This window comes from Intrasporangium sp., assembly GCF_030452765.1.
GTDB lineage: Bacteria > Actinomycetota > Actinomycetes > Actinomycetales > Dermatophilaceae > Intrasporangium_A.
This window is the reverse complement of sequence record NZ_JAKDLO010000074.1, coordinates 1-20320: the sequence shown is the minus strand read 5'-3', so window position 1 is coordinate 20320 and position 20320 is coordinate 1. Positions and strand designations below refer to the sequence as shown.

Below are 20320 nucleotides of genomic sequence, written 5' to 3'. Positions count from 1 at the left end.
AACCAGACCACCACACGGCAACCCAGCCAACAAAGGCAACCACCCAAACTTACCCACCGCGATCTCCGCGAGTCAAATCGACGGGTCGGTGTCCGAGGGACCTCCGAACCGCTGTCCGTCTCTGGTGGCTTGCGGCGGGAGCCCGTACTCTAGCAGCCGCCGCGTGGAAGTCATAATCAGCCCCCGGCCAGCGGGAGCTGAGCGACGACCTACCCTTTCGCCGCGGCGAGCCGGCAAGGCCAGCGCACCCGCCTCACACGACCCGTTCCACCACGATGGGCAGGAGGTCGGGCCTCGAGCCCTCCGGAGCGATCACGTAGGCACCCGCAAGCGCCCCGACGGCCCGCTCGAAGCGGTTGGGTTCGTCAGTGTGGAGCGTCATCAGGGGTTCCCCGCCGCGCAGGACCGCGCCCGGCTTGGCGTGCAGTTCGATCCCCGCACCCGCCTGTACCGGGTCCTCCTTGCGGGCGCGCCCCGCTCCGAGTCGCCACGACGCCACGCCTACGGCGAGCGCGTCGAGCGTGACGAGGACACCGTCGGCCGGCGCCAGCACGGTGTGCGTCTCCGCAGCCGCAGGCAGGGCTGCGTCAGGGTCGGCGCCCTGGGCGCGGATCATCCGACGCCACACGTCCATCGCCTTTCCCGAGGCGAGGACATCAGCCGGATCGACGCTCGGCACTCCAGCACCGGCCACCATCTCCCGGGCCAGCGCGATGGTCAGCTCGACGACGTCGGGTGGCCCACCGCCGGCCAGGACCTCGACCGACTCGCGCACCTCGAGGGCGTTTCCCACGGTCAGCCCGAGCGGGGTCTGCATGTTCGTCAGCAGTGCAACGGTACGGATACGGGCGTCCTGCCCCAGCCGCACCATCGTCTCTGCGAGTTCACGGGCCCCGGTGAGGTCCTTCATGAAGGCCCCGGAGCCGACCTTGACGTCGAGGACGAGCGATCCGGTGCCCTCGGCGATCTTCTTGCTCATGATCGATGAGGCGATCAGGGGCACGCACGAGACCGTCCCCGTCACGTCACGCAGCGCGTAGAGCTTTTTGTCGGCTGGTGCCAGTCCGGTGCCCGCGGCACAGATCACGGCACCGACGTCCTCGAGCTGGAGCATCATCTCCTCGTTCGTGAGGGTGGCGCTCCAGCCCGGGATGGACTCGAGCTTGTCGAGGGTCCCTCCGGTGTGTCCCAGTCCGCGCCCCGAAAGCTGCGGAACGGCGACCCCGCACGCGGCGACGAGGGGCACCAGCGGGAGGGTGATCTTGTCGCCGACCCCACCGGTCGAGTGCTTGTCACTCGTCGGCCGTGACAGCGCCGAGAAGTCGAGCCGCTCGCCTGACCGGATCATCGCGTCGGTCCACCCGGCGACCTCCCGGTGGCTCATGCCGCGCAGGTAGATCGCCATCGCGAGCGCGGCCATCTGCTCCTCGGCGACGGCACCGCGAGTGTACGCATCAACCACCCAGTCGATCTGCCGGTCGGACAGCTCGTCGCCGTCACGCTTCGTCGTGATGACCTCGACGGCGTCATAGGGCTCGCTCACTGGTCCACCTTTCTCATGCCACGTCACTCCTTCGTCCTCACCTGACCCGCCAACCTGTCCAGGTTCTCTCGTCCGAAGGCCTGCGGCAGCACCGCGGTCATCGGCAGCACTCCCGTGGGAGTCCGCAGCAGGCACGTGGGCCCACCGTGCTCCCAGAGCAGCTGCCGGCATCGCCCGCACGGCATGAGCGGTCGTCCATCGGCCCCGACGCAGTAGACCGCGACGAGGCGGCCGCCCCCGGTCGCCACGAGATCTGACACCATGCCGCACTCCGCGCAGAGAGCGACGCCGTAGGAGGCGTTCTCGACGTTGCACCCCGCGACGACACGCCCGTCGTCGACGAGCCCGGCGACCCCGACGGGGAACCGTGAGTACGGGGCGTACGCGGCGTGCATCAGCGCCACGGCGCGCTCGTGCAGGGCGCCCCAGTCGATGTCGTATGCCGCTGAGCCTGGTGTCGTCGAGGCGGTTTCGTCCCGCTCGGGCTGAGGCGTCACGAGGCTTCGCCCCTGCGGTAGACGAGGCCGTCGGCCTTGGGCATCCGCAACCGTTGGGACGCGAAGGCGAGGACGAGCAGCGTGGCGATGTAGGGGGTCATCGCGGTGATCTCACTCGGCATGGCCTTGATGATCATGAACCAGACGAAGACGAGGACCGCCATGACCACCGAGACGACACCGGTGACCGGCTTGCCGCTCTTGTGGCGTCGCAGCTGCCAGAAACCCCAGAGGAGCAGGAAGACGGAGATCGGCAGGAGGTAGGCGCGGATGACGTCGTCACCGCCACGCAGGTTGATCGCGTCGGTGTAGCCGAAGAGCGCCGCTCCGCCGGCAAGGCCCCCTGGCCGCCAGTTGCCGAAGATCATCGCGGCGAGGCCGATGAAGCCTCGACCGCCGGTCTGGCCGTCGCGGTAGAGGCCGGACGCGACGAGCACGAGGAACCCTCCGCCCAGGCCGGCCAGTCCGCCGGAGACGACGGTGGCGACGAGCTTGTAGCGGGAGACGTTGACCCCGAGGGTCTCGGCAGCCGTGGGCGCCTCGCCGCAGGATCGCAGGCGCAGCCCGAAACCGGTCCGCCAGAGCACCCAGGCGGTGAACACGAAGAGGAGCGCGACGATGATCGTCAGGACCGAGAGGTGGTAGACGAAGGCCCGCAGCACCGAGGCGACATCGGCGACGAGGAAGGTGCCACTCTGCTCGAGGTCACCGAGCCAGTCGGCAAGCCGCCCGATCGTCACCGTGGGCAGACTCGGCAGGCCAGGCGACTGGGTCGGGCCACCTCCCGGCAGCCCGGTGAAGGTCCGGGCCGCGAGGTAGGCGGCTGCCCCGGCGCCGAGCGTGTTGATCGCGACACCAGAGACGATGTGGTCGACGCCGAAGACGACCGTGGCCAAGGCGTGGATGGCGCCACCGATCGCGCCGAGCAGGATCGCCCCGAGCACGCCGGCCCAGGCGCCGTAGTGGTACGCGAAGAACGCACCACCCCACGTGCCCAGGATCATCATGCCCTCGAGACCGATGTTGACGATGCCGGCCCGCTCGGACCACAGACCGCCGAGGCCGGCGAGCGCGATCGGGGCCGCGAGCGCGAGGGCAGCGGCGATCGCGCCGGACGAGGCGATGTCGTCGGCACCCGTGATGACGCGGACGATCGATACCACCACGAGGCCGATGACGGCATACACGGTGCCGCGCAGCAGCGCCGAGCGTCGCCACCTCGAGGACGTGGTATCGGGCTCGCTCCTGCGCGTGCGGGTCGCGGCGTCGCCGCCACTCATGCCCGGGCTCCTTGCAGCGGGGTCCCGGCTTCCGCCGCAAGGCGGGCCGCGACGCGGCGTTGCTCGAGCCGGACGTTGGCCCGCCGGACGATCTCGTAGGCGATGACGACCGACAGGACGATGACGCCCTGGATGACCAGGACGAGCTTGTCGCTGACACCGGCCTGGATCTGCAGGGCGTTGGACTGCTGGTCGAGGAACGACCACAGCAGCGCTGCGAAGGCGATGCCGACCGGGTGGTTGCGCCCCAGCAGCGCGATCGCGATACCCGCGAAGCCAAGCCCCGGCTGGAACGTCGAGCCGTACGAGTAGTCCTGACCGAACAGGAGCGGCATGCCGACGAGGCCCGCGACGCCGCCGGAGATGATCATCGACACAGCCACCATCCGCCCCACGTTGACGCCGCTCGCTACGGCGGCCGTCTCGGAGGCGCCAGTGGCCCGCAGGTCGAAGCCGAAGCGGGTCTTGTTCAGGACGAACCAGTAGGCGATGCCGACGAGGATCGCGAGGATGACCAGCCCGTAGATCTCGCGGCTGCTGCCAGGGATGAGTGGGAAGCCGGGGACCCTCGAGGACTCCGGGATCGGCTTGGTCTGCACGATGTTGGAGCCGCCCGGCTCGAGGGCGGCCTTCCGCAGCAGCAACGCGACCAGGAACGTCGCGATCGCGTTGAGCATGATCGTCGAGATGACCTCGGAGACACCACGCCAGACTTTGAGGATGCCCGCAACGGCGGCCCAGATCCCGCCGGTGAGGACCGCGACGGCGAGGCCGAGCAGGACGTTGAGCGGACCGGGCAGCCAGCCCTGTCCCGCCACGAGCGCGGCGAAGAATGCGGCGATCCGGTACTGCCCGTCCACCCCGATGTTGAACAGGTTCATCTTGAAGCCGATGGCGACTGCCACCGCAGACAGGTAGTAGACCGTTGCCGCGTTGATGATCGCGGCCACCACGCGAGGCTTCGGGGGCGACAGGATCACCGACCAGACCTGGCCGACCGGGTCGTTGGCGGCGGCGAGGATGAGCGAGGTGACGACGACCGCGACGACGACCGCGAGAACGGGTGCCGCGATCGCCCTGAGAATGCGCCGGGCATCGAACCGGGTGCTCAATGGCCCTGCTCCTTCGGGTCGGCTCGGGCGTCGTCCGCCACCGCTCCGGTCATGGCCGCGCCGAGCTCCTCGCGAGTGACGGTGTCGGGGTTGAACTGCCCGACGATGCGGCCACGGAGGATGACCCGGATCGTGTCCGAAAGGCCAACGAGCTCGTCGAGGTCGGCCGAGATGAGCAGGACGCCCAGCCCGTTGCGCCGGGCATCGCGGATGTGGCCCCAGATCGCGGCCTGTGCCCCAACGTCAACCCCGCGCGTGGGGTGTGCCGCGACGAGCACCCGTGGGTTGCGCCGCATCTCACGGCCGATGATGAGCTTCTGCTGGTTGCCGCCGGACAGCGAACCGGACGTGACGTCGATGGAGGGAGTACGCACGTCGTACTGCACGACGATCTGCTGCGTCTCCTTCTTGGCTGCCGAGCTGTTGATGAGCCATCGGCCGGGACCCGTGCGGTAGGTCGGCTCGGTCTGGTGCCCGAGGACGACGTTCTCCCAGAGTGGCGACTCGAGCAGGAGGCCGTGCCGATGTCGGTCCTCGGGGATGTAGCCGATGCCGGCCTCCCGGATCTCCCTGGTCTGCCAGGTGGAGGTATCGAGCTCGCCGAGCAGGATCCGACCGGCGGATGGCTCGCGCATGCCCATGATCACCTCGACGAGCTCGGCCTGGCCGTTGCCTTCGACCCCGGCGATGCCGACGATCTCGCCGGTGTGGATCGTCAGGTCGATGCCATCGAGAAGGCGAGGCCCGCCGAACGGGTTGTCGAGGGAGGTGGCCTCGATGGTCAGCACCGGCGTGTCCGTGACGGTGGACTGTTCCGTATGGGCGCTGGGCAGCTCGGTGCCGACCATGAGCTCGGCAAGCTGTCGCGCAGTGACGCGCTTGGGATCGACCTCGGCGACAGTCGTGCCCCGTCGGATGACCGTGATCGCGTCGGCGACCTGGAGCACTTCGTCCAGCTTGTGCGAGATGAAGATGACGGTGAACCCCTCGGCCGTCAGCCCTCGGAGGTTGTCGAACAGCTCGGAGACCTCCTGCGGGACGAGAACCGCGGTGGGCTCGTCGAGGATGATGATCCGGGCACCCCGATAGAGGACCTTGAGGATCTCGATGCGTTGCCGCGCACCGACGCCGAGATCGGCCACGAGGGCCTCGGGGTCGATGCCGAGCCCGTATCCGTCGGACAGCTCTCGGATCGTGTCTCGAGCGCTGTCACCGATACCGTGCAGGCCCTCGGCGCCCAGCACGACGTTCTCGAGGACAGTGAAGTTGTCCGCCAGCTGGAAATGCTGGAAGACCATGCCGATGCCGGCGGCGATCGCGTCCGAGGGGGTGCGCAGCCTGAGCTCGTTCCCATCGACCATGATCGTGCCCTCGTCGGGTTGTTGCACGCCGTAGAGGATCTTCATCAGCGTCGACTTGCCGGCGCCGTTCTCCCCGACGATGGCATGGATCGTGCCCTTGTCGACGGTGAGCTCGATGTCCTTGTTGGCGACGACGCCGGGGAACCGCTTGGTGATCCCGTGCAGCTCGACCACGGGCGTGCCTCCGTGCGTCAGCCGTGCGTCAGCCGTCACAGGTGCGGCCATGCCGCCTTCGGCCGCGCCGCGGAGCCGGGCGTCGTTCGCGACGATGGGACACGCTCCTCGTGCGGGCCCGCTGCCTGCGGGCGGGATGGACTGCCACCGTCACGAACGTACCGCCGGTCGGTCCGGTGCAAGGCAGAAAGGCCCGGGCAACACGCGCTGCGCCGCCCGGGCCGGCCGACCTCGGCTCAGGCGGACGGGACCTTGATCTCGCCCGAGATGATCTGCTGCTTGAAGTCGTCGAGCTTGCCCTTGATGTCGTCGACGTGCCCCCCGGTCGTCGAGAAGTCGACACCACCGGCCTTGAGGTCGAAGACCTTCTCGCCGGGCGTGAAGGTGCCGTCCTTGACCGAGCTGATGAAGTCGAAGACGCCGATGTCGACCCGCTTGATCATCGAGGTGAGGATGACGTCGCGGACGGCGGCATCTGCCGTCAAGGCCTGGTCGGAGTCGACCCCGATCGCCCACTTGCCGGCAGCCTTGGCGGCCTGGAAGACACCCCCACCGGAGCCACCCGCGGCGTGGTAGACGATGTCGGCACCCTGCTGGTACATGCCCTCGGCAGCGGCCTTGCCCTTGTCGACCGACGAGAAGCCGGAGAAGTCCGGCGGCTGGGTGAGATACTTGACGTCGATCTTGAGGTCCGGGTCGACCTTCTTGGCGCCGGCGATGTAGCCGACCTCGAACTTCTTGATGAGCGGGGTCTCGACACCGCCGATGAAGCCGATGTGGTTCGTCTTCGTCTTGAGCGCGGCAGCCGCACCGACGAGGAACGAGCCCTCGTTCTCCGCGAACGTGATGTTCTCGATGTTGGGGCCTTGAGCGTCGGTCGAGTCGACCAGCGCGAACTTGACGTCCTTCTCGGCGGCGGCAACCTTCTTGACGGCCGGCGCGTAGGCGAACCCGACGGCGACGATGTTGTCGTACCCGGCGTCGATGAGCTGCTGAAGGCGTTCCTCCCGGGCGGACTCCGGCTCACCGTTCGTGGCAGCGGCATCCTGGCCCTTGACACCGAGCTCGGCCTTGGCCTTGTCGAGGCCCTTGGCGGCGGCATCGTTGAACGACTGGTCGCCCCGGCCGCCGACGTCATACGCCATGCCGACCATCAGCGGCTTGTCGCCGGCGGCAGCCGGCTGGGTGCCGTCGGCGGTGCCGCCGGATGACGGGGTGTCGGACGAGCCACACGCGGCAAGTCCGAGAGCGGCCGCGGCGACTATCGCGGCGACCTGTGTTGCGTGACGCAAGGGGTGCTCCTTCTATGGTGCAGGTCGCGAACCGGGCGCCGGTTCGCGGTCTGCACTGTAACTCTCGAATCCGTGCGGCTCGGTCCGCTTCGGTGAACTGCGGCGAAGTGTTCATCTGTCCGCGACGCGCACGTTGTCGAGGCCTGCCGATGCGGGCGCGAGGGAGACGCTGGCGATCACACATCCGGCGAGGGTGCGGGCCCCGACCCCGATCGCGGCCTCGTCGACGATGAGGTCGCCACGGTGCAGGTCGTAGGTCGTGCCTCCGGGCGCTCTCGTCCCGAGCCGCGCCATCGCCCCCGGGATCCGGGACAGGTACCAGGCGAAGTCCTCGCCGCCGAGGCTCTGCGGGGTCGGGGCCACCAGGGCACCGGCCTCGCCCACCGCCAGGGTCAGCACATCGACGCACGACGCGTCGTTGACGACGGGCGGCACGCCCTTGACGACGGACACGTCCGCCTTGACGCCGTACGGGGAGACGACCTCATGGACGAGCTCGGCGAAGAGCCGCTCCGAGCCGTCCCAGGCGGTGGCGTCGAGCATGCGCAAGGTGCCGAGGACCTTGCCGGTCGACGGGATCACGTTGTGGGCCCCGCCTGCGTGGATCGCCCCCCAGACGAGCGCGGCCGCCGCACGAGGGTCAAGGCGCCGGGACAGCGCGGCGGGCACGTCGGTGACGACCTTGGCGAGCGCATAGGTGAGGTCCTGCGTCAGGTGCGGCCGCGACGTATGGCCACCAGTGCCCGACAGGGTGACATCGACCTGGTCGGTCGCAGCCGTGATGGCGCCGACCCGCAGGCCGACGCTGCCGACGTCGATGGACGGGTCGCAGTGCAGCGCGAAGATCCGCTCCATACCCTCGATCCCACCTTGGGCCACGACATCCTCTGCACCGCCGGGCATGACCTCCTCAGCCGGCTGGAAGACGACCCGCGCCGCCACCCCGAAGTGGGCCAGATCCTCCTCGATGGCCTTGAGGGCCAAGGCGGCTCCGAGCGCGGCCGTCGTGTGCACGTCGTGCCCGCAGGCATGGCTCACACCGTCGGTCCGCGAGGCGAAGGGCAACCCGGTCTGTTCGCGGATCGGCAGCGCGTCGAGGTCGGCGCGGAGCCCGATCGTCCGAGCCGGTTCCGTCGGCCCGACGTGTGCGACAAGCCCGCTGCCCCGTAGCCGTCGGAACGGGATGCCCGACCGCTCGAAGCGAGTGGCGAGCACCTGTGTCGTGCGGACCTCGGCCCGACCGAGCTCGGGATGTTCGTGCAGGTCGCGGCGGATGGTGACCAGCTCGTCCTCGAGAGCCGCGACGGTGGCGGAGATCTCGTCGAACGGGAGGAACATGGTCACGAGCACCGGAGTCTAGCGAGCGGACGTAGGCGACCCCGAACAAAGGAGCCGCCGTGACCGATACGCAGATGTTTGTCCCCTTCTCGACGGTCACGACCGAGGCATCCTGCACGGTTCCCCCGGACCGCAGAGGCATGGGACAACTGGCCGGAACGAACTGCCGCCGCAGGACCTGCTGAGCACGAGCGCAACCCAGACCCCATCGTCGTTCCGGCCGGTTGTCCCTGTGGACAACTGGGGCGGCCGGTTGTCCCGCTGAGAAAGAGTGCTGGGATGAAGGCGGAGCGAGCACTGCAGCGGCTTGGCGGGACGGCGACCTGGGGAGAGCTGAGGCGAGCCGGGCACTGGCGCCACATCAAGGGCGCGCTGGACGAGGGCATCATCGTCAAGACCGGTCGCGGCCATTATGCGCTGGCGACGGAGCAGGAGAGCCAGGCCGCCGCGCACCGTCTCAGCGGCACGATGTCGCACACGAGCGCCGCGCTGCACTGGGGCTGGAAGGTCAAGACCGTCCCAGAGCAACCGCACGTCACCGTCCGGGCCAAACGCAGTCTGCCGGCAGGCGCCGCCGACGGAGTCGTGCTGCACTGGCTGGCGAGACCTCACGTCGGACGAGATGTCCGACGACTCGTTCCGGGCCCGGGTCGACCTGGCCGACGCCGACCTGAAGATCGTCATCGAGGCGGAAGGCTTCGAGTTCCACGGGGAGCGCGAGCAGCTCGTGCGAGACTGTCGCCGCTACACAGAGCTCGGTGCGCGGGGTTGGGTCGTGCTCCGCTTCACATGGGACCAGGTCATGTTCGAACCGGACTATGTGCGACGCATGCTCGAGCAGACGGCTCGCACTCGACGGGGCCAACCGGACGGAACGACGGCAGGCAAAGCCACGGGTTGAGCACGGGCCGGGCCTGGCACCACAGTTCGTTCCGGCCAGTTGGCCCGTCGGTTCACGTGGTGGCCGAGTGGCCCGAGTGGCTGGGTGGCTGAGAGACATTGCACAGCGCGAGGCGTGGCCGGGGGGCAGGGTGGCGCCTAGGCTGCGAGGCATGACTGCCGAGAACCTCCTCGCGTTGGCAGGTCCCGATGACGAGCACACTCAGGCCGAGTGGGAGCAGGCTGCGGCGACCGCGCTGCGCAAGGCACGCCGGCTCCCCGAGGGCGCCCCGGACAGCGCGGCTTGGGGCCGGCTGACACACACCACTCTGGACGGGATCGCCGTGGCCCCACTGGGGACCGTCGAGTCGGTGCGGGACCTACCCCCGGTGGGCGCACCGGGTCACGCTCCCTTCACGCGCGGCCGGCTGCCATACCGGCCGGAGCACGGGTGGGACATCCGCTCGCACGTCGGCGGGCTCGACCCGAAGCGCGCCAACGAGGAGGCGTTGCTGGACCTCGAGGGTGGCGTCACCTCGCTCTGGCTTCAGCTCGGTGGCCAGCTGACCCCCACGGATCTGTCGACTGTCCTGAAGGGCGTGCTGCTCGATGTCGCCCCCGTCATCGTCGATGCCCCTGACCCGCTGGCTGCCGCGCGTGCGCTCGTCGCGGTCGCGGAGGACCAGGGGATCCACCTGCACCAGGACAGCAACCTCGGGTGCGACCCGATCGGCGCCGCCGTCCGCGCCGACGGCCACCCCCGCTCCGCCGGCCAGCTCACCGAGCTCGCCGAGGTCGCCCGGTCAGCCGGGGTGCGCGCCATCGTCGTCGATGCCACCGTGGTCCACGACCTCGGCGCGTCCGACGGACAGGAGCTCGGCTACTCCCTCGCCGTCGGCGCCGCCTACCTGCGCGCGCTGACCGCCGCCGGCCAGGCGGTGGACGACGCGCTACCACTGATCGAGTTCCGTTATGCCGCAACGGACGAGCAGTTCCCGACCATCGCCAAGCTCCGCGCCGCGCGCCGCCTTTGGGCGCGCGTCTCCGAGCTGTCCGGCTCCTCGTCTGAGGCCGGCGCGCAGCGCCAGCACGCGGTGACGAGCCGCCCGATGATGAGCAGGTATGACCCTTACGTCAACATGCTCCGCACGACCGTCGCCGCCTTCGCAGCGGGAGTCGGCGGTGCCGACGCGGTGACCGTGCTGCCCTTCGACTCACCACTCGGCCTGCCCAGCGCGCTCGGGCGGCGCAACGCGCGCAACACATCCTCGCTGCTCATCGCCGAGTCGCACGTGGCCGGCGTCACCGACCCCGCCGGAGGGTCGTATGCCGCTGAGCTGCTCACCGACGGGCTGGCCCGTGCCGGGTGGGCGCAGTTCCAGGCGATCGAGGCCGCCGGCGGGATCGAGGCAGCCCTGTCTGACGGGTCTCTCCGGGGCCGGATCGACGAGGTCGCCGCGCGACGGACCGACCAGGTGGCCCACCGGTCCCGGCAGATCACCGGGCTCACCGAGTTCCCGAACCTCGAGGAGACTCCGCTCCAGCGGGACTCTGACCCGATGGCACGTCAGGTCCGCCGCTATGGCGCCGCCTTCGAGGCGTTGCGTGACGAGCCCGCCACGCACCCGGTCTTCCTCGCAACCCTGGGCACCGTCGCGGCGCACACGGCGCGGGCCAGCTTCGCCGCGAACCTGCTTGCCGCCGGAGGGATACCGGTGATGACGGCCGGGGCCACCGAAGGTGTCGAATCGCTCCTGCGGGCCTACGAGGCCCAGGACGAACCGCCGGTCGTCTGCGTCTGCGGCACCGACGCGGCCTATCTCGAGTGGGGGGCCGAGGCGGTCGCCGCGCTGCGACAGGACGGAGCCAGGTGGGTCATCCTCGCCGGCAAGCCCGGTGAGCGGACGATACCCGCGGACCTCGTGGACGACTCCGCCGCAATGGGCCTCGACGCCCTGGCTTTCCTGACGACGACAAGGGAGAAGCTGGCATGAGCGCCGACCGGAGCGAGGAAACGAGCGAGCGCCAGCGAGTGAGGCCCGGAGCTACGGGAAGAGGCGCGAAAGAAGGCATGAGCGCCGACCGGAGCGAGGTAGCGGCATGAGCGGCGTCCCGAGCAGTTTCGCCGACCTGCCACTTGAGCCGACCGACGCGCAAGGTGCGGCGCGGTCGGTAACGAGCAGAGCGGCATACCAAGGGGATCCATGGCACAGCCCTGAGGGCATCGACATCCTGCCCGTCTACGGGCCCGAGCACCTCGACGGTCTCACCGCGCTCGACACGTGGCCTGGACTCACCCCGTTCCTGCGTGGGCCATACCCGACGATGTACACGACGCGGCCGTGGACGATCCGACAGTACGCCGGGTTCTCGACTGCCGAGGAGTCCAACGCGTTCTACCGGCGCAACCTCGCGGCGGGGCAGAAGGGCCTGTCGGTCGCCTTCGACCTCGCGACGCACCGTGGCTACGACTCGGACCACCCGAGGGTGCGCGGCGACGTCGGCATGGCGGGCGTCGCGATCGACTCGATCCACGATGCACGAACGCTGTTCAAGGGCATCCCGCTCGACCAGATGTCCGTCTCGATGACGATGAACGGCGCGGTCCTGCCGATCATGGCGCTCTACATCGTCGCGGCCGAGGAGCAGGGGGTGAAGCCGGAGCAGCTCGCGGGGACGATCCAGAACGACATCCTCAAGGAGTTCATGGTCCGCAACACCTATATCTACCCGCCCGAGCCGAGCATGCGGATCATCTCGGACATCTTCGCCTACGCCGCTGCGAAGATGCCACGCTTCAACTCGATCTCGATCTCCGGCTACCACATCCAGGAGGCCGGTGCGACAGCCGATCTCGAGCTCGCGTACACCCTCGCAAACGGCATCGAGTATGTCCGCGCCGGGCTCGGGGCGGGCCTCGACATCGACGCGTTCGCACCACGGCTCTCGTTCTTCTGGGCGATCGGGATGAACTTCTTCATGGAGGTCGCCAAGCTTCGCGCGGCGCGGGCGCTGTGGGCCCGGCTCGTGCGGCAGTTCGACCCCAAGAACCCGAAATCGCTGTCGCTGCGGACACATTCGCAGACATCGGGCTGGTCGCTCACTGCCCAGGACGTCTTCAACAACGTCCAGCGCACCTGCATCGAGGCGATGGCCGCGACCCAGGGCCATACCCAGTCGCTGCACACGAATGCCCTCGACGAGGCGATCGCGCTGCCCACCGACTTCTCGGCCAGGATCGCCCGCAACACCCAGCTACTCCTGCAGCAGGAGTCGCGCACGACCGAGGTCATCGACCCGTGGGCCGGGTCGTACTACGTCGAGCGGCTCACCCAGGACCTCGCCGAGAAGGCATGGGCGCGGATCGAGGAGGCCGAGGCGGCCGGCGGCATGGCCAAAGCCATCGAGGCCGGCATCCCGAAGATGCGCATCGAGGAGGCGGCGGCCCGCACGCAGGCCCGGATCGACTCCGGGGCGCAGAAGGTCATCGGGGTCAACACCTACCGGCTTGCGGACGAGGATCACCTGGAGGTCCTGAAGGTCGACAACGACGAGGTTTACCGCCAGCAGGTCGCGAGCCTCGAACGGCTGCGGGCCGAGCGGGATCCGGACGAGGTGCGCCGGACGCTCCAGGCCCTCACGGCCTCGGCCGAGCGTGGCTCGGAGCGGGGGTCGCTGGTCGGCAACCTGCTCGCGCTCGCGGTCGACGCCGCTCGGGCCAAGGCGACCGTCGGCGAGATCTCGACCGCGCTCGAGAAGGTGTGGGGGCGCCATCAGGCAGTCATCCGTACCATCAGTGGGGTGTACCGCGACGAGTCATCCCACGCCGACGACGGCAAGGTCGCCCGGGTGCTCGAAGCGACGGCGGCCTTCGAGGATGAGGAGGGTCGCCGGCCGCGGATCCTCGTTGCCAAGATGGGTCAGGACGGGCACGACCGCGGCCAGAAGGTCGTCGTCACCGCGTTCGCCGACCTCGGCTTCGATGTCGACGTGGGCCCGCTCTTCTCGACGCCGGAAGAGGTCGCGCAGCAGGCGGTCGACGCGGACGTGCACATCGTCGGGGTGTCCTCGCTCGCCGCCGGTCACCTGACGCTGCTGCCGGCGCTGCGGCGTGCCCTGGCCGATCTCGGGCGTGACGACATCATGGTCGTCATCGGCGGGGTCATCCCGCCGGACGACGTGCAGACCCTCAAGGACATGGGTGCCGCGGCGGTCTTCCTGCCCGGCACGATCGTCGCCGACTCGGCGCTCGACCTGCTCGAGAAGCTGACCGCGCAGCTGCAGCCGTGACCTCGCCCGACCCTGATCGAGAGTGCGCCACTCCTGATCGAGAGCGCAGTCCGGCCTCGGTCAGCGTTGCCCGGCGGAGACGACATGTCGACGTCGACGCACTCGTGGCCGGGGTCCGGACAGGGCAACGGGCGTCGGTGGCGCGGGCGATCACCCTGGTCGAGTCGTCGCGCGCCGACCACCGGGTCGCCGCCCGTCGGCTGCTCGAGCAGCTCATGGCGGGCGCACCCGGAGGACCAGAACAACCGTCTGCCGTGCGGGTCGGCATCTCCGGGGTCCCTGGGGTCGGCAAGTCGACGCTCATCGAGACGCTCGGCCAGCACCTCATCGAGCAGGGCCATCGCGTCGGCGTGCTCGCCGTCGACCCCTCGTCCGTCCGCACCGGCGGCTCGGTCCTCGGCGACAAGACGAGGATGGCGGCCCTGTCAGCCAGCCCAGCGGCATACATCCGCCCTTCGCCATCTGCGGGAACACTGGGCGGGGTGGCTCGCGCGACGACCCAGGCGATGATCGTCCTCGAGTCGGCCGGGTATGACGTCGTGCTCGTCGAGACGGTCGGCGTCGGGCAGTCCGAGGTGACCGTTGCCGGGATGGTCGACACGTTCCTCTTCCTCACGCTGGCGCGCACCGGCGATCAGCTGCAGGGGATCAAGAAGGGCATCCTCGAGATCGCCGACGTCATCGCCGTCAACAAGGCTGACCAAGAACATGAGGGCGAGTCCCGCGTCGCCGCAAGGGAGCTCGCGGGTGCACTCCGTTTCGTGCACGGTCGCGACAAGGTGGGCTGGGCACCGCCCGTCGTGACGTGCTCGGGGCTGACCGGGGTGGGCATCGACGCCGTCTGGGAGCGGGTCCTCGCCCACCGTGAGCACCTCGGTGAAGGGGGTCTGGCGAGCAAACGTGCCGGGCAGCAGCTCGACTTCATGTGGGCGCTCGTGCGCGACGATCTCGACCAGCGTCTCAAGCGATCAGCGGGGGTTGCCGCGGTTCGGGCCGAAGTGAGCGCAGCAGTGCTGGCCGGTGAGATCCCCGCGACGATCGCGGCCGACCGGATCCTCGCGGCCTACGACAGCCGTCCCTTGACCTGATCCGCTGACCGGGCCGACGAGCAGCTACTTGGTGTAGATCGCGTAGCTGCCGCGGCCGAGGAAGAAGCCCGTACCCGAAACCTGGTCGTAGCACGAGACTCCAGACGGCTCGGCCAGGCAGGCCAGCGTGCCGCTCGAGCTCTTCGCCGTCTGTCCGCTCTGCAGCTGCGGCGCGTCCGGCTCGACGATCGTGTCGGAGTTGCACTGCGGCTCCGGGTCGGCATCACCGAAGACAACCCGGCCGATGTCATGTGCACCGGCGCCCCCCTGACAGAGGTCCGCCGGTGGCTTGATCCGCCCGCCATGGGTCAGCTCGCAGCCGATGACCGGGTCCGTGAGCGAGCAGAACACCCCCGCGTCCGTCGCCACGAAAACGGTGCGCACCCGCGGGTTGAGGTGGCCATGGTTGATCCGATCCACGAGGGCCTGCAGGGCAGAGGCGTCGGCGGTCGACGTCGCCGGCGAAGCCGGGACCGTGGCGGCGGGCTCCGTCGAGGATCCAGGTGATGTCGTCGTGACGTCGGGTGAGGTGCGCGGCTGCGCAGTGACGGTCACGGTCACCGTGCCCTCAGGCGTAACCGAGGCGCTGCATCCACCGAGCGTCGCCAAGAGGGCGACCCCTGCAACCACCGACCATCGACCCAGCACCCCTGCACCCATGTGTCTCAGTATGTCGTCGGGTCAGCGGGACTCGCCGGCTTACCGGGGAACTGGGGCACTCGCGAGCTCGGTCAAGCGGCACCTGCCTACCTAGGCAGGGTGCGGTCAGGCATCTGGGGGCCAGGCGGCGATGATCTTGGCGCGGCGCTCGGCCCACTCGCCCTGCAGGTCCTGTAGCCGATCCGTGAGGAACTCGACGAAGTCGACCGACAGCTGCATCCGGCGTCCGGCCGGTGTCTCCGCTCCCCCGACCGCGGCGACCCCTTGGCTCATGCTGCGCTGGATCGCGGACATGACCCGGTCGCGGTTCAGGACGGCCTCGTGCCAGGCGTCGGCATGCACGACGTAGACGTCGCGGCGGCTGCCACGTTCTCGCTCCTTGCCGATCATCCGGACGTGGGTCAGGTAGTTCACCGCGCCGGAGATGGCGGCCGGGCTCACCGCGAGCGCCTCGGTCAGCTCGGCCGCCGTCATCCGGCCGTCGTCGTCGGCGAGCAGCCGGGCGAAGACTCGGGAGGCGAGCCGCGGCATCCCGGCATCGGTCAGGACATCGCCGAACCGCTCGACGTAGTCCGCCACCGCCTGCTCGTCCCGCCGCCCTCGGGCAGCTTTCCTCGTCATCGTCGCCTCCTCGCTGGGACCTATGGCCAGTGTAGCCAAAACATTAAAAACATTCACTAGTTCCTGAATCCTATGTATCGTTGAGACCATGACACTCGCAGTCGAGGTCACCGACCTCCACAAGTCATACGGCACCACCGTCGCCCTCGACGGGCTCGACCTAGCGGTCGAGACGGGCGAGATCCACGGCTTCCTCGGCCCGAACGGTGCGGGCAAGTCGACGGCGATCCGCATTCTGCTCGGACTGCTGCGCGCCGACAGTGGCCAAGCCACTGTCCTCGGCGAGGACCCGTGGCACGACACGGAGACGTTGCACCGTCGCCTCGCCTATGTCCCTGGCGACGTCAGCCTGTGGCCCAACCTCACCGGCGGCGAGGCGATCGACCTGCTCGGCCGGCTGCGCGGCGGTCTCGACGAGAAGCGCCGCGCCGACCTCGTCGCACGGTTCGACCTCGACCCGACCAAGAAGGGTCGCACCTACTCGAAGGGCAACCGGCAGAAGGTCGCGCTTGTCGCGGCCATGTCCGCCGACGTGGAGCTGCTGCTGCTCGACGAGCCGACCTCCGGGCTCGATCCGCTCATGGAGGCCGTCTTCCGCAGCGCGGTGCAGGAGTTCACGGCAGGCGGTGGGACGGTGCTGCTCTCGAGCCATATCCTCAGCGAGGTCGAGGCCCTGTCCGACCGGATCAGCATCATCCGGTCCGGGCGCAACGTCGAGACCGGCGCCATCGAGGCCATGCGTGGCGGATCCATGACGAAGATCGAGGCCACGACAGCCAACCCGGTCGATCTCCACGAACTTGAGAGCCAGTCGGGCGTCGTCGATGTCGTCATCGAGGGCGACCGGGTGACCTGCTCGGTCGCCACCGACCACCTGGGCGAGCTGCTCGAGCGGCTGGGGGCGAGCGGCATACGGACCCTGGCGAGCTCACCGCCCACTCTGGAGGACTTGTTCATGCGGCAGTACCGCACACCGGAGGCGAGCCGGTCATGAGCGGCCTCACTGGCACCGGTACCCTGCTACGGCTCGCGCTGCGGCGCGACCGAGTCGTCCTGCCGATCTGCATCGTCCTGCTGGTGCTGCTCGCGGGCGGGTCGGCGCAGGCCGCGCTCGCGCTCTACCCGACGCCGGAGGAGCTGACGAGGGCGGCAGAGGCGGTCAACGCCTCCCCCGCGATCGTCGCGATGTTCGGCCCGATCTCCGACCCGACCAACCCCGGCGCGATCGCGAGCTTCAAGACGGTGTCGATGGGCGCGATCTTCGTCGCTCTGCTCGCGTATGCCCTGGTACGACGACACACCCGGACGGAGGAGGAGGCCGGACGCACCGAGCTCGTCGGCGCGGCCGTCGTCGGGCGCCGCGCACCGCTCACAGCGGCCGTCGTGCTCGCGATCGGGGCCTGTGTCGTGACGAGCGTCGTCGTTGTGCTCTCCCTCGTGGGGCTGGGCCTCGACGCGCCCGGCTCCATCGGTTATGGGCTCTACTGGCTGTCGGCAGGGCTCGCATTCACCGGCATCACGGCGATCGCGGTCCAGCTGACCCAGACCGCGCGCGGTGCGTCGGCGTGGGCGCTGGGTGCGCTCGGCGTGGCCTATGTGCTGCGCGCGATCGGCGACTCGTCACAGGGCGCGCTGTCGTGGCTGACCTGGCTCTCGCCGCTCGGCTGGGGGGAGAAGCTCGATATCTACGGCGCCAACCGGTTCGTCGTGTTCCTCATCCCGCTGGTGTTCACCGTCGCGAGCGTGGGGGTGGCCTATGCGTTGCGTGAGCGGCGCGACCTCGGGGCAGGCTTGGTGGCCGGGCGCGCCGGCCCCGCGCGTGCGTCCGCGTCGCTCTCGAGCCCGCTCGCGCTGGCCTGGCGGCTACAGCGGGGCGCATTCATCGGCTGGGCAATCGCGTATGCGCTGCTCGGTCTCGTCCTCGGCAGCGTCGCGCACAACGTCGGCGATTTCGTGAGCGACCCGAAGGTCGAGGAGATGCTGCGGCAGCTCGGCGGCAGTGCCTCTTCCCTGTCTGACGTCTACCTCGGCGCCGAGCTGAACTTCCTGGCGATCGGCGCGGCCGCCTACGGGATCTCCGCGGCGCTGCGACTGCGCTCGGAAGAGGCCGAGGGACACTCGGAGCAGGTTCTCGCCACGCGCACCTCGCGGCCCGCGCTGCTCGGCAGCCACGCGCTCATCGCGCTGGGTGGCAGCGCCCTGCTGCTCGTCGTCACCGGACTCGGTATGGCGCTCAGCTACGGTCGAGCCTCGGGCGGGGTGGGTGCCACGCTCGGCCGCCTGCTGCCGAGCGTGCTGGCTCCGATCCCGGCCGTGTGGGTCTGCGTCGGGCTCGCGCTCGTCGTCTTCGGTGCGCTGCCCCGACTCGTCGTCCTGGCCTGGGCGGTGCTGGCCGTCTTCGTCGTGGTCGGCGAGTTCGGGTCGATCCTCAAGCTGCCGCAGGCGGTGATCGACGTGTCACCGTTCGTGCACGCGAGCGTGCCCCCGGGCGGATCGGTCTCTGGGGTGCCGCTGGCGGCGTTGCTGCTGATCGCCGCGGCTCTTGCGGCTGCGGCCGTGGGCGCCTTCCGGCGCCGTGACCTGACCACCGCCTAACAGTCCCATCCCGCTCGCGCGGGCACATCCGCCCGCTCGACCGGGCATCAGCGCCCGGCCCGAGTGGGTACGGACGGTCTGCCCTCGACCACTACAGTGACGGCGTGACTTCAACGATCCCGGGCTTCTGGGCCGTCATCCCGGCCGGTGGCTCGGGCACACGTCTGTGGCCCCTCTCCCGACGGGCGGCCCCGAAGTTCCTGCTCGACCTCACCGGCTCAGGGCAGTCGCTGCTGCAGACCACGTGGTCGCGGTTGGCGCCCCTGGTTGACGATCGCGTCATCGTGGTCGCCGGCTCGAGTCATGCCGACGCGGTTCGGCGTCAACTGCCCATGCTTGCGGCCGAGTCGGTCGTGGCCGAGCCCACCCCCCGTGACTCGATGCCTGCGATCGGCCTCGCAGCCGCCCTCATCGAACGCCGTGATCCCGACGCGCTCCTCGGCTCGTTCGCCGCGGATCATCTCATCGAGGATGAGCCCGCCTTCCATGCGGCGATCCGCGAGGCCGTCGTCCTCGCCCGAGCCGGCGAGCTCGTCACGATCGGCATCGAGCCGACCGGCCCGGCCACCGGGTTCGGCTACATCCGGCAAGGCGCCCCGCTTGGGATCGCCGAGGCAGAGCGTGGCCGTCGCGTCGAGGAGTTCGTCGAGAAGCCGGACCTCGAGACAGCGAAACGGTATCTCGCGAGCGGCGAATACCGCTGGAACGCAGGCATGTTCGTCGTACAAGCCACGACACTCCTCGAGCTGCTCGCGCTGAGGCATCCCGATATGGTGTCGGTCCTGCGCATGATCGCTGCCCAGCCTGACCGGCTCTACGAGCTGTGGCCGTCGCTTACTGCGATCGCGATCGACCATGCGGTCGCCGAACCGGCGGCGGCGGCCAGACGGGTCGCGGTGGTGCCGGCCGACCTCGGTTGGGACGACGTCGGCGACTTCCAGTCCGTCGCCGGTCTGTCTGACGGTCACGGGGGCCCCACCGGGATCGTCGCCCTCTCCGGGGTGGATGACGTCGTCTCGGTCGACTCCACCGGTGTCGTGTCTGCGGGTAGTGGCCGGCTCGTGGCTCTCGTCGGCGTCGAGGACATCGTCGTCATCGACACTGCCGATGCGCTCCTGGTGACCACCCGGGATCACTGCCAGGACGTCAAGAAGGTCGTGACCACGCTGGCCGAGCAGGGTCGCACCGAGTTGCTCTGATCTGACGCCAGCCTGTGGACAACGGATCCCTTCCATTTGGTCCGCACGGCAATCCCTTGTGGCGGCAGCATCGACTGGGACTTCATCGGGACCACCTGCCTGCCCGAGCTCGTCCCCGACAGCGAGGGACCTTCACCGCCTCGCTCGAGGTCACCTTCGGTGCCGACTTCCGCATCAACGGCAGCGACTGGGTCGAACTACCCGACACCGTCACCGTTCGCCAGCCGGGGCACCCGCATCACCGTCCGAGAAGCCCGAGCCGTCCTGGTCAACCAGTAACCCACTCGCGGCCCCGCCCCGAACTGCACTGTCGTTCGGAACTACTGCACTGTCGACCGGGATTGCTGCACTGTCGATCGGGATTGCTGCACTGTCGATCGGGATTGCTGCA

17 protein-coding genes are annotated in these 20320 nt (G+C 69.4%); 7 read left to right on the top strand and 10 right to left on the bottom strand.

Annotation, left to right across the window (positions count from 1 at the left end; genetic code table 11):
• Positions 1-253: 253 nt before the first annotated feature.
• From L0H79_RS11110 to L0H79_RS11080, 7 genes are all read right to left on the bottom strand, one after another.
• Positions 254-1543 carry a thymidine phosphorylase gene (locus L0H79_RS11110; protein ID WP_301484665.1) on the bottom strand — a complete coding sequence of 430 codons (1290 nt, stop codon included), beginning with the start codon at positions 1541-1543 and terminating at the stop codon, positions 254-256.
• A gap of 23 nt (positions 1544-1566) precedes the next feature.
• Positions 1567-2040, bottom strand: a complete 474-nt coding sequence (locus L0H79_RS11105; protein ID WP_367652462.1) for a cytidine deaminase — start codon at positions 2038-2040, stop codon at positions 1567-1569.
• On the bottom strand, positions 2037-3320 hold the full coding sequence (locus L0H79_RS11100; RefSeq protein ID WP_301484664.1) for an ABC transporter permease: 1284 nt from the start codon (positions 3318-3320) through the stop codon (positions 2037-2039). Before L0H79_RS11100 ends, L0H79_RS11105 begins: the two co-directional genes overlap by 4 nt.
• The gene (locus L0H79_RS11095) at positions 3317-4432 is read right to left on the bottom strand and encodes an ABC transporter permease (RefSeq protein WP_301484663.1); all 1116 of its coding nucleotides are present in this window, start codon (positions 4430-4432) and stop codon (positions 3317-3319) included. The genes L0H79_RS11100 and L0H79_RS11095 overlap by 4 nt, the downstream gene beginning before the upstream one ends.
• Entirely contained in the window at positions 4429-5967 is a 1539-nt protein-coding gene (locus tag L0H79_RS11090) for an ABC transporter ATP-binding protein (RefSeq protein ID WP_301484662.1), read from the bottom strand. The genes L0H79_RS11095 and L0H79_RS11090 overlap by 4 nt, the downstream gene beginning before the upstream one ends.
• 236 nt (positions 5968-6203) lie before the next feature.
• The gene (locus L0H79_RS11085; RefSeq protein ID WP_301484661.1) at positions 6204-7259 is read right to left on the bottom strand and encodes a BMP family protein; all 1056 of its coding nucleotides are present in this window, start codon (positions 7257-7259) and stop codon (positions 6204-6206) included.
• Between the two features lie 111 nt (positions 7260-7370).
• Positions 7371-8597 (bottom strand): amidohydrolase, encoded by a 1227-nt coding sequence (locus tag L0H79_RS11080; RefSeq protein WP_301484666.1) that lies wholly within the window; start codon positions 8595-8597, stop codon positions 7371-7373.
• A 622-nt stretch (positions 8598-9219) separates the two neighbouring features.
• On the opposite strand from L0H79_RS11080, the gene L0H79_RS11075 reads away from it, so the two are divergent.
• From L0H79_RS11075 to meaB, 4 genes are all read left to right on the top strand, one after another.
• Positions 9220-9498, top strand: a complete 279-nt coding sequence (locus L0H79_RS11075) for an endonuclease domain-containing protein (protein ID WP_301484660.1) — start codon at positions 9220-9222, stop codon at positions 9496-9498.
• Between the two features lie 151 nt (positions 9499-9649).
• Positions 9650-11470: a methylmalonyl-CoA mutase family protein gene (locus L0H79_RS11070; RefSeq protein ID WP_301484659.1), complete on the top strand. Its 1821-nt coding sequence runs from the start codon at positions 9650-9652 to the stop codon at positions 11468-11470.
• A gap of 106 nt (positions 11471-11576) precedes the next feature.
• On the top strand, positions 11577-13766 hold the full coding sequence (gene scpA, locus L0H79_RS11065) for a methylmalonyl-CoA mutase (protein ID WP_301484658.1): 2190 nt from the start codon (positions 11577-11579) through the stop codon (positions 13764-13766).
• Complete coding sequence (gene meaB / locus L0H79_RS11060; protein WP_367652461.1) at positions 13763-14854, top strand: methylmalonyl Co-A mutase-associated GTPase MeaB; 1092 nt, start codon at positions 13763-13765, stop codon at positions 14852-14854. The genes scpA and meaB overlap by 4 nt, the downstream gene beginning before the upstream one ends.
• Positions 14855-14878: 24 nt before the next feature.
• Here the strand turns inward: meaB and L0H79_RS11055 are convergent, their stop codons facing one another.
• Both L0H79_RS11055 and L0H79_RS11050 read right to left on the bottom strand, forming a co-directional pair.
• Complete coding sequence (locus L0H79_RS11055) at positions 14879-15409, bottom strand: hypothetical protein (protein WP_301484657.1); 531 nt, start codon at positions 15407-15409, stop codon at positions 14879-14881.
• A 210-nt stretch (positions 15410-15619) separates the two neighbouring features.
• The gene (locus L0H79_RS11050; RefSeq protein WP_301484656.1) at positions 15620-16135 is read right to left on the bottom strand and encodes a GbsR/MarR family transcriptional regulator; all 516 of its coding nucleotides are present in this window, start codon (positions 16133-16135) and stop codon (positions 15620-15622) included.
• 88 nt (positions 16136-16223) lie between these two features.
• Between L0H79_RS11050 and L0H79_RS11045 the strand changes: the two genes are divergently transcribed.
• From L0H79_RS11045 to L0H79_RS11035, 3 genes are all read left to right on the top strand, one after another.
• The gene (locus L0H79_RS11045; protein WP_301484655.1) at positions 16224-17129 is read left to right on the top strand and encodes an ABC transporter ATP-binding protein; all 906 of its coding nucleotides are present in this window, start codon (positions 16224-16226) and stop codon (positions 17127-17129) included.
• Positions 17126-18730, top strand: a complete 1605-nt coding sequence (locus tag L0H79_RS11040) for an ABC transporter permease (protein WP_301484654.1) — start codon at positions 17126-17128, stop codon at positions 18728-18730. The genes L0H79_RS11045 and L0H79_RS11040 overlap by 4 nt, the downstream gene beginning before the upstream one ends.
• Positions 18731-18834: 104 nt before the next feature.
• Complete coding sequence (locus L0H79_RS11035; protein WP_301484653.1) at positions 18835-19929, top strand: mannose-1-phosphate guanylyltransferase; 1095 nt, start codon at positions 18835-18837, stop codon at positions 19927-19929.
• 210 nt (positions 19930-20139) lie between these two features.
• Here L0H79_RS11035 and L0H79_RS11030 read toward each other — a convergent pair.
• Positions 20140-20320 (bottom strand): hypothetical protein (locus L0H79_RS11030; protein ID WP_301484652.1); only part of this gene is annotated, 181 nt, incomplete at its 5' end.

Excerpts from the sequence above, each read along its gene's own strand:
- L0H79_RS11100 (WP_301484664.1), bottom strand. The coding sequence starts at position 3,320 with ATGAGTGGCGGCGACGCCGCGACCCGCACGCGCAGGAGCGAGCCCGAT.
- L0H79_RS11080 (WP_301484666.1), bottom strand. The coding sequence starts at position 8,597 with ATGTTCCTCCCGTTCGACGAGATCTCCGCCACCGTCGCGGCTCTCGAG.
- L0H79_RS11075 (WP_301484660.1), top strand. The coding sequence starts at position 9,220 with ATGTCCGACGACTCGTTCCGGGCCCGGGTCGACCTGGCCGACGCCGAC.
- L0H79_RS11070 (WP_301484659.1), top strand. The coding sequence starts at position 9,650 with ATGACTGCCGAGAACCTCCTCGCGTTGGCAGGTCCCGATGACGAGCAC.
- scpA (WP_301484658.1), top strand. The coding sequence starts at position 11,577 with ATGAGCGGCGTCCCGAGCAGTTTCGCCGACCTGCCACTTGAGCCGACC.
- L0H79_RS11050 (WP_301484656.1), bottom strand. The coding sequence starts at position 16,135 with ATGACGAGGAAAGCTGCCCGAGGGCGGCGGGACGAGCAGGCGGTGGCG.
- L0H79_RS11045 (WP_301484655.1), top strand. The coding sequence starts at position 16,224 with ATGACACTCGCAGTCGAGGTCACCGACCTCCACAAGTCATACGGCACC.
- L0H79_RS11040 (WP_301484654.1), top strand. The coding sequence starts at position 17,126 with ATGAGCGGCCTCACTGGCACCGGTACCCTGCTACGGCTCGCGCTGCGG.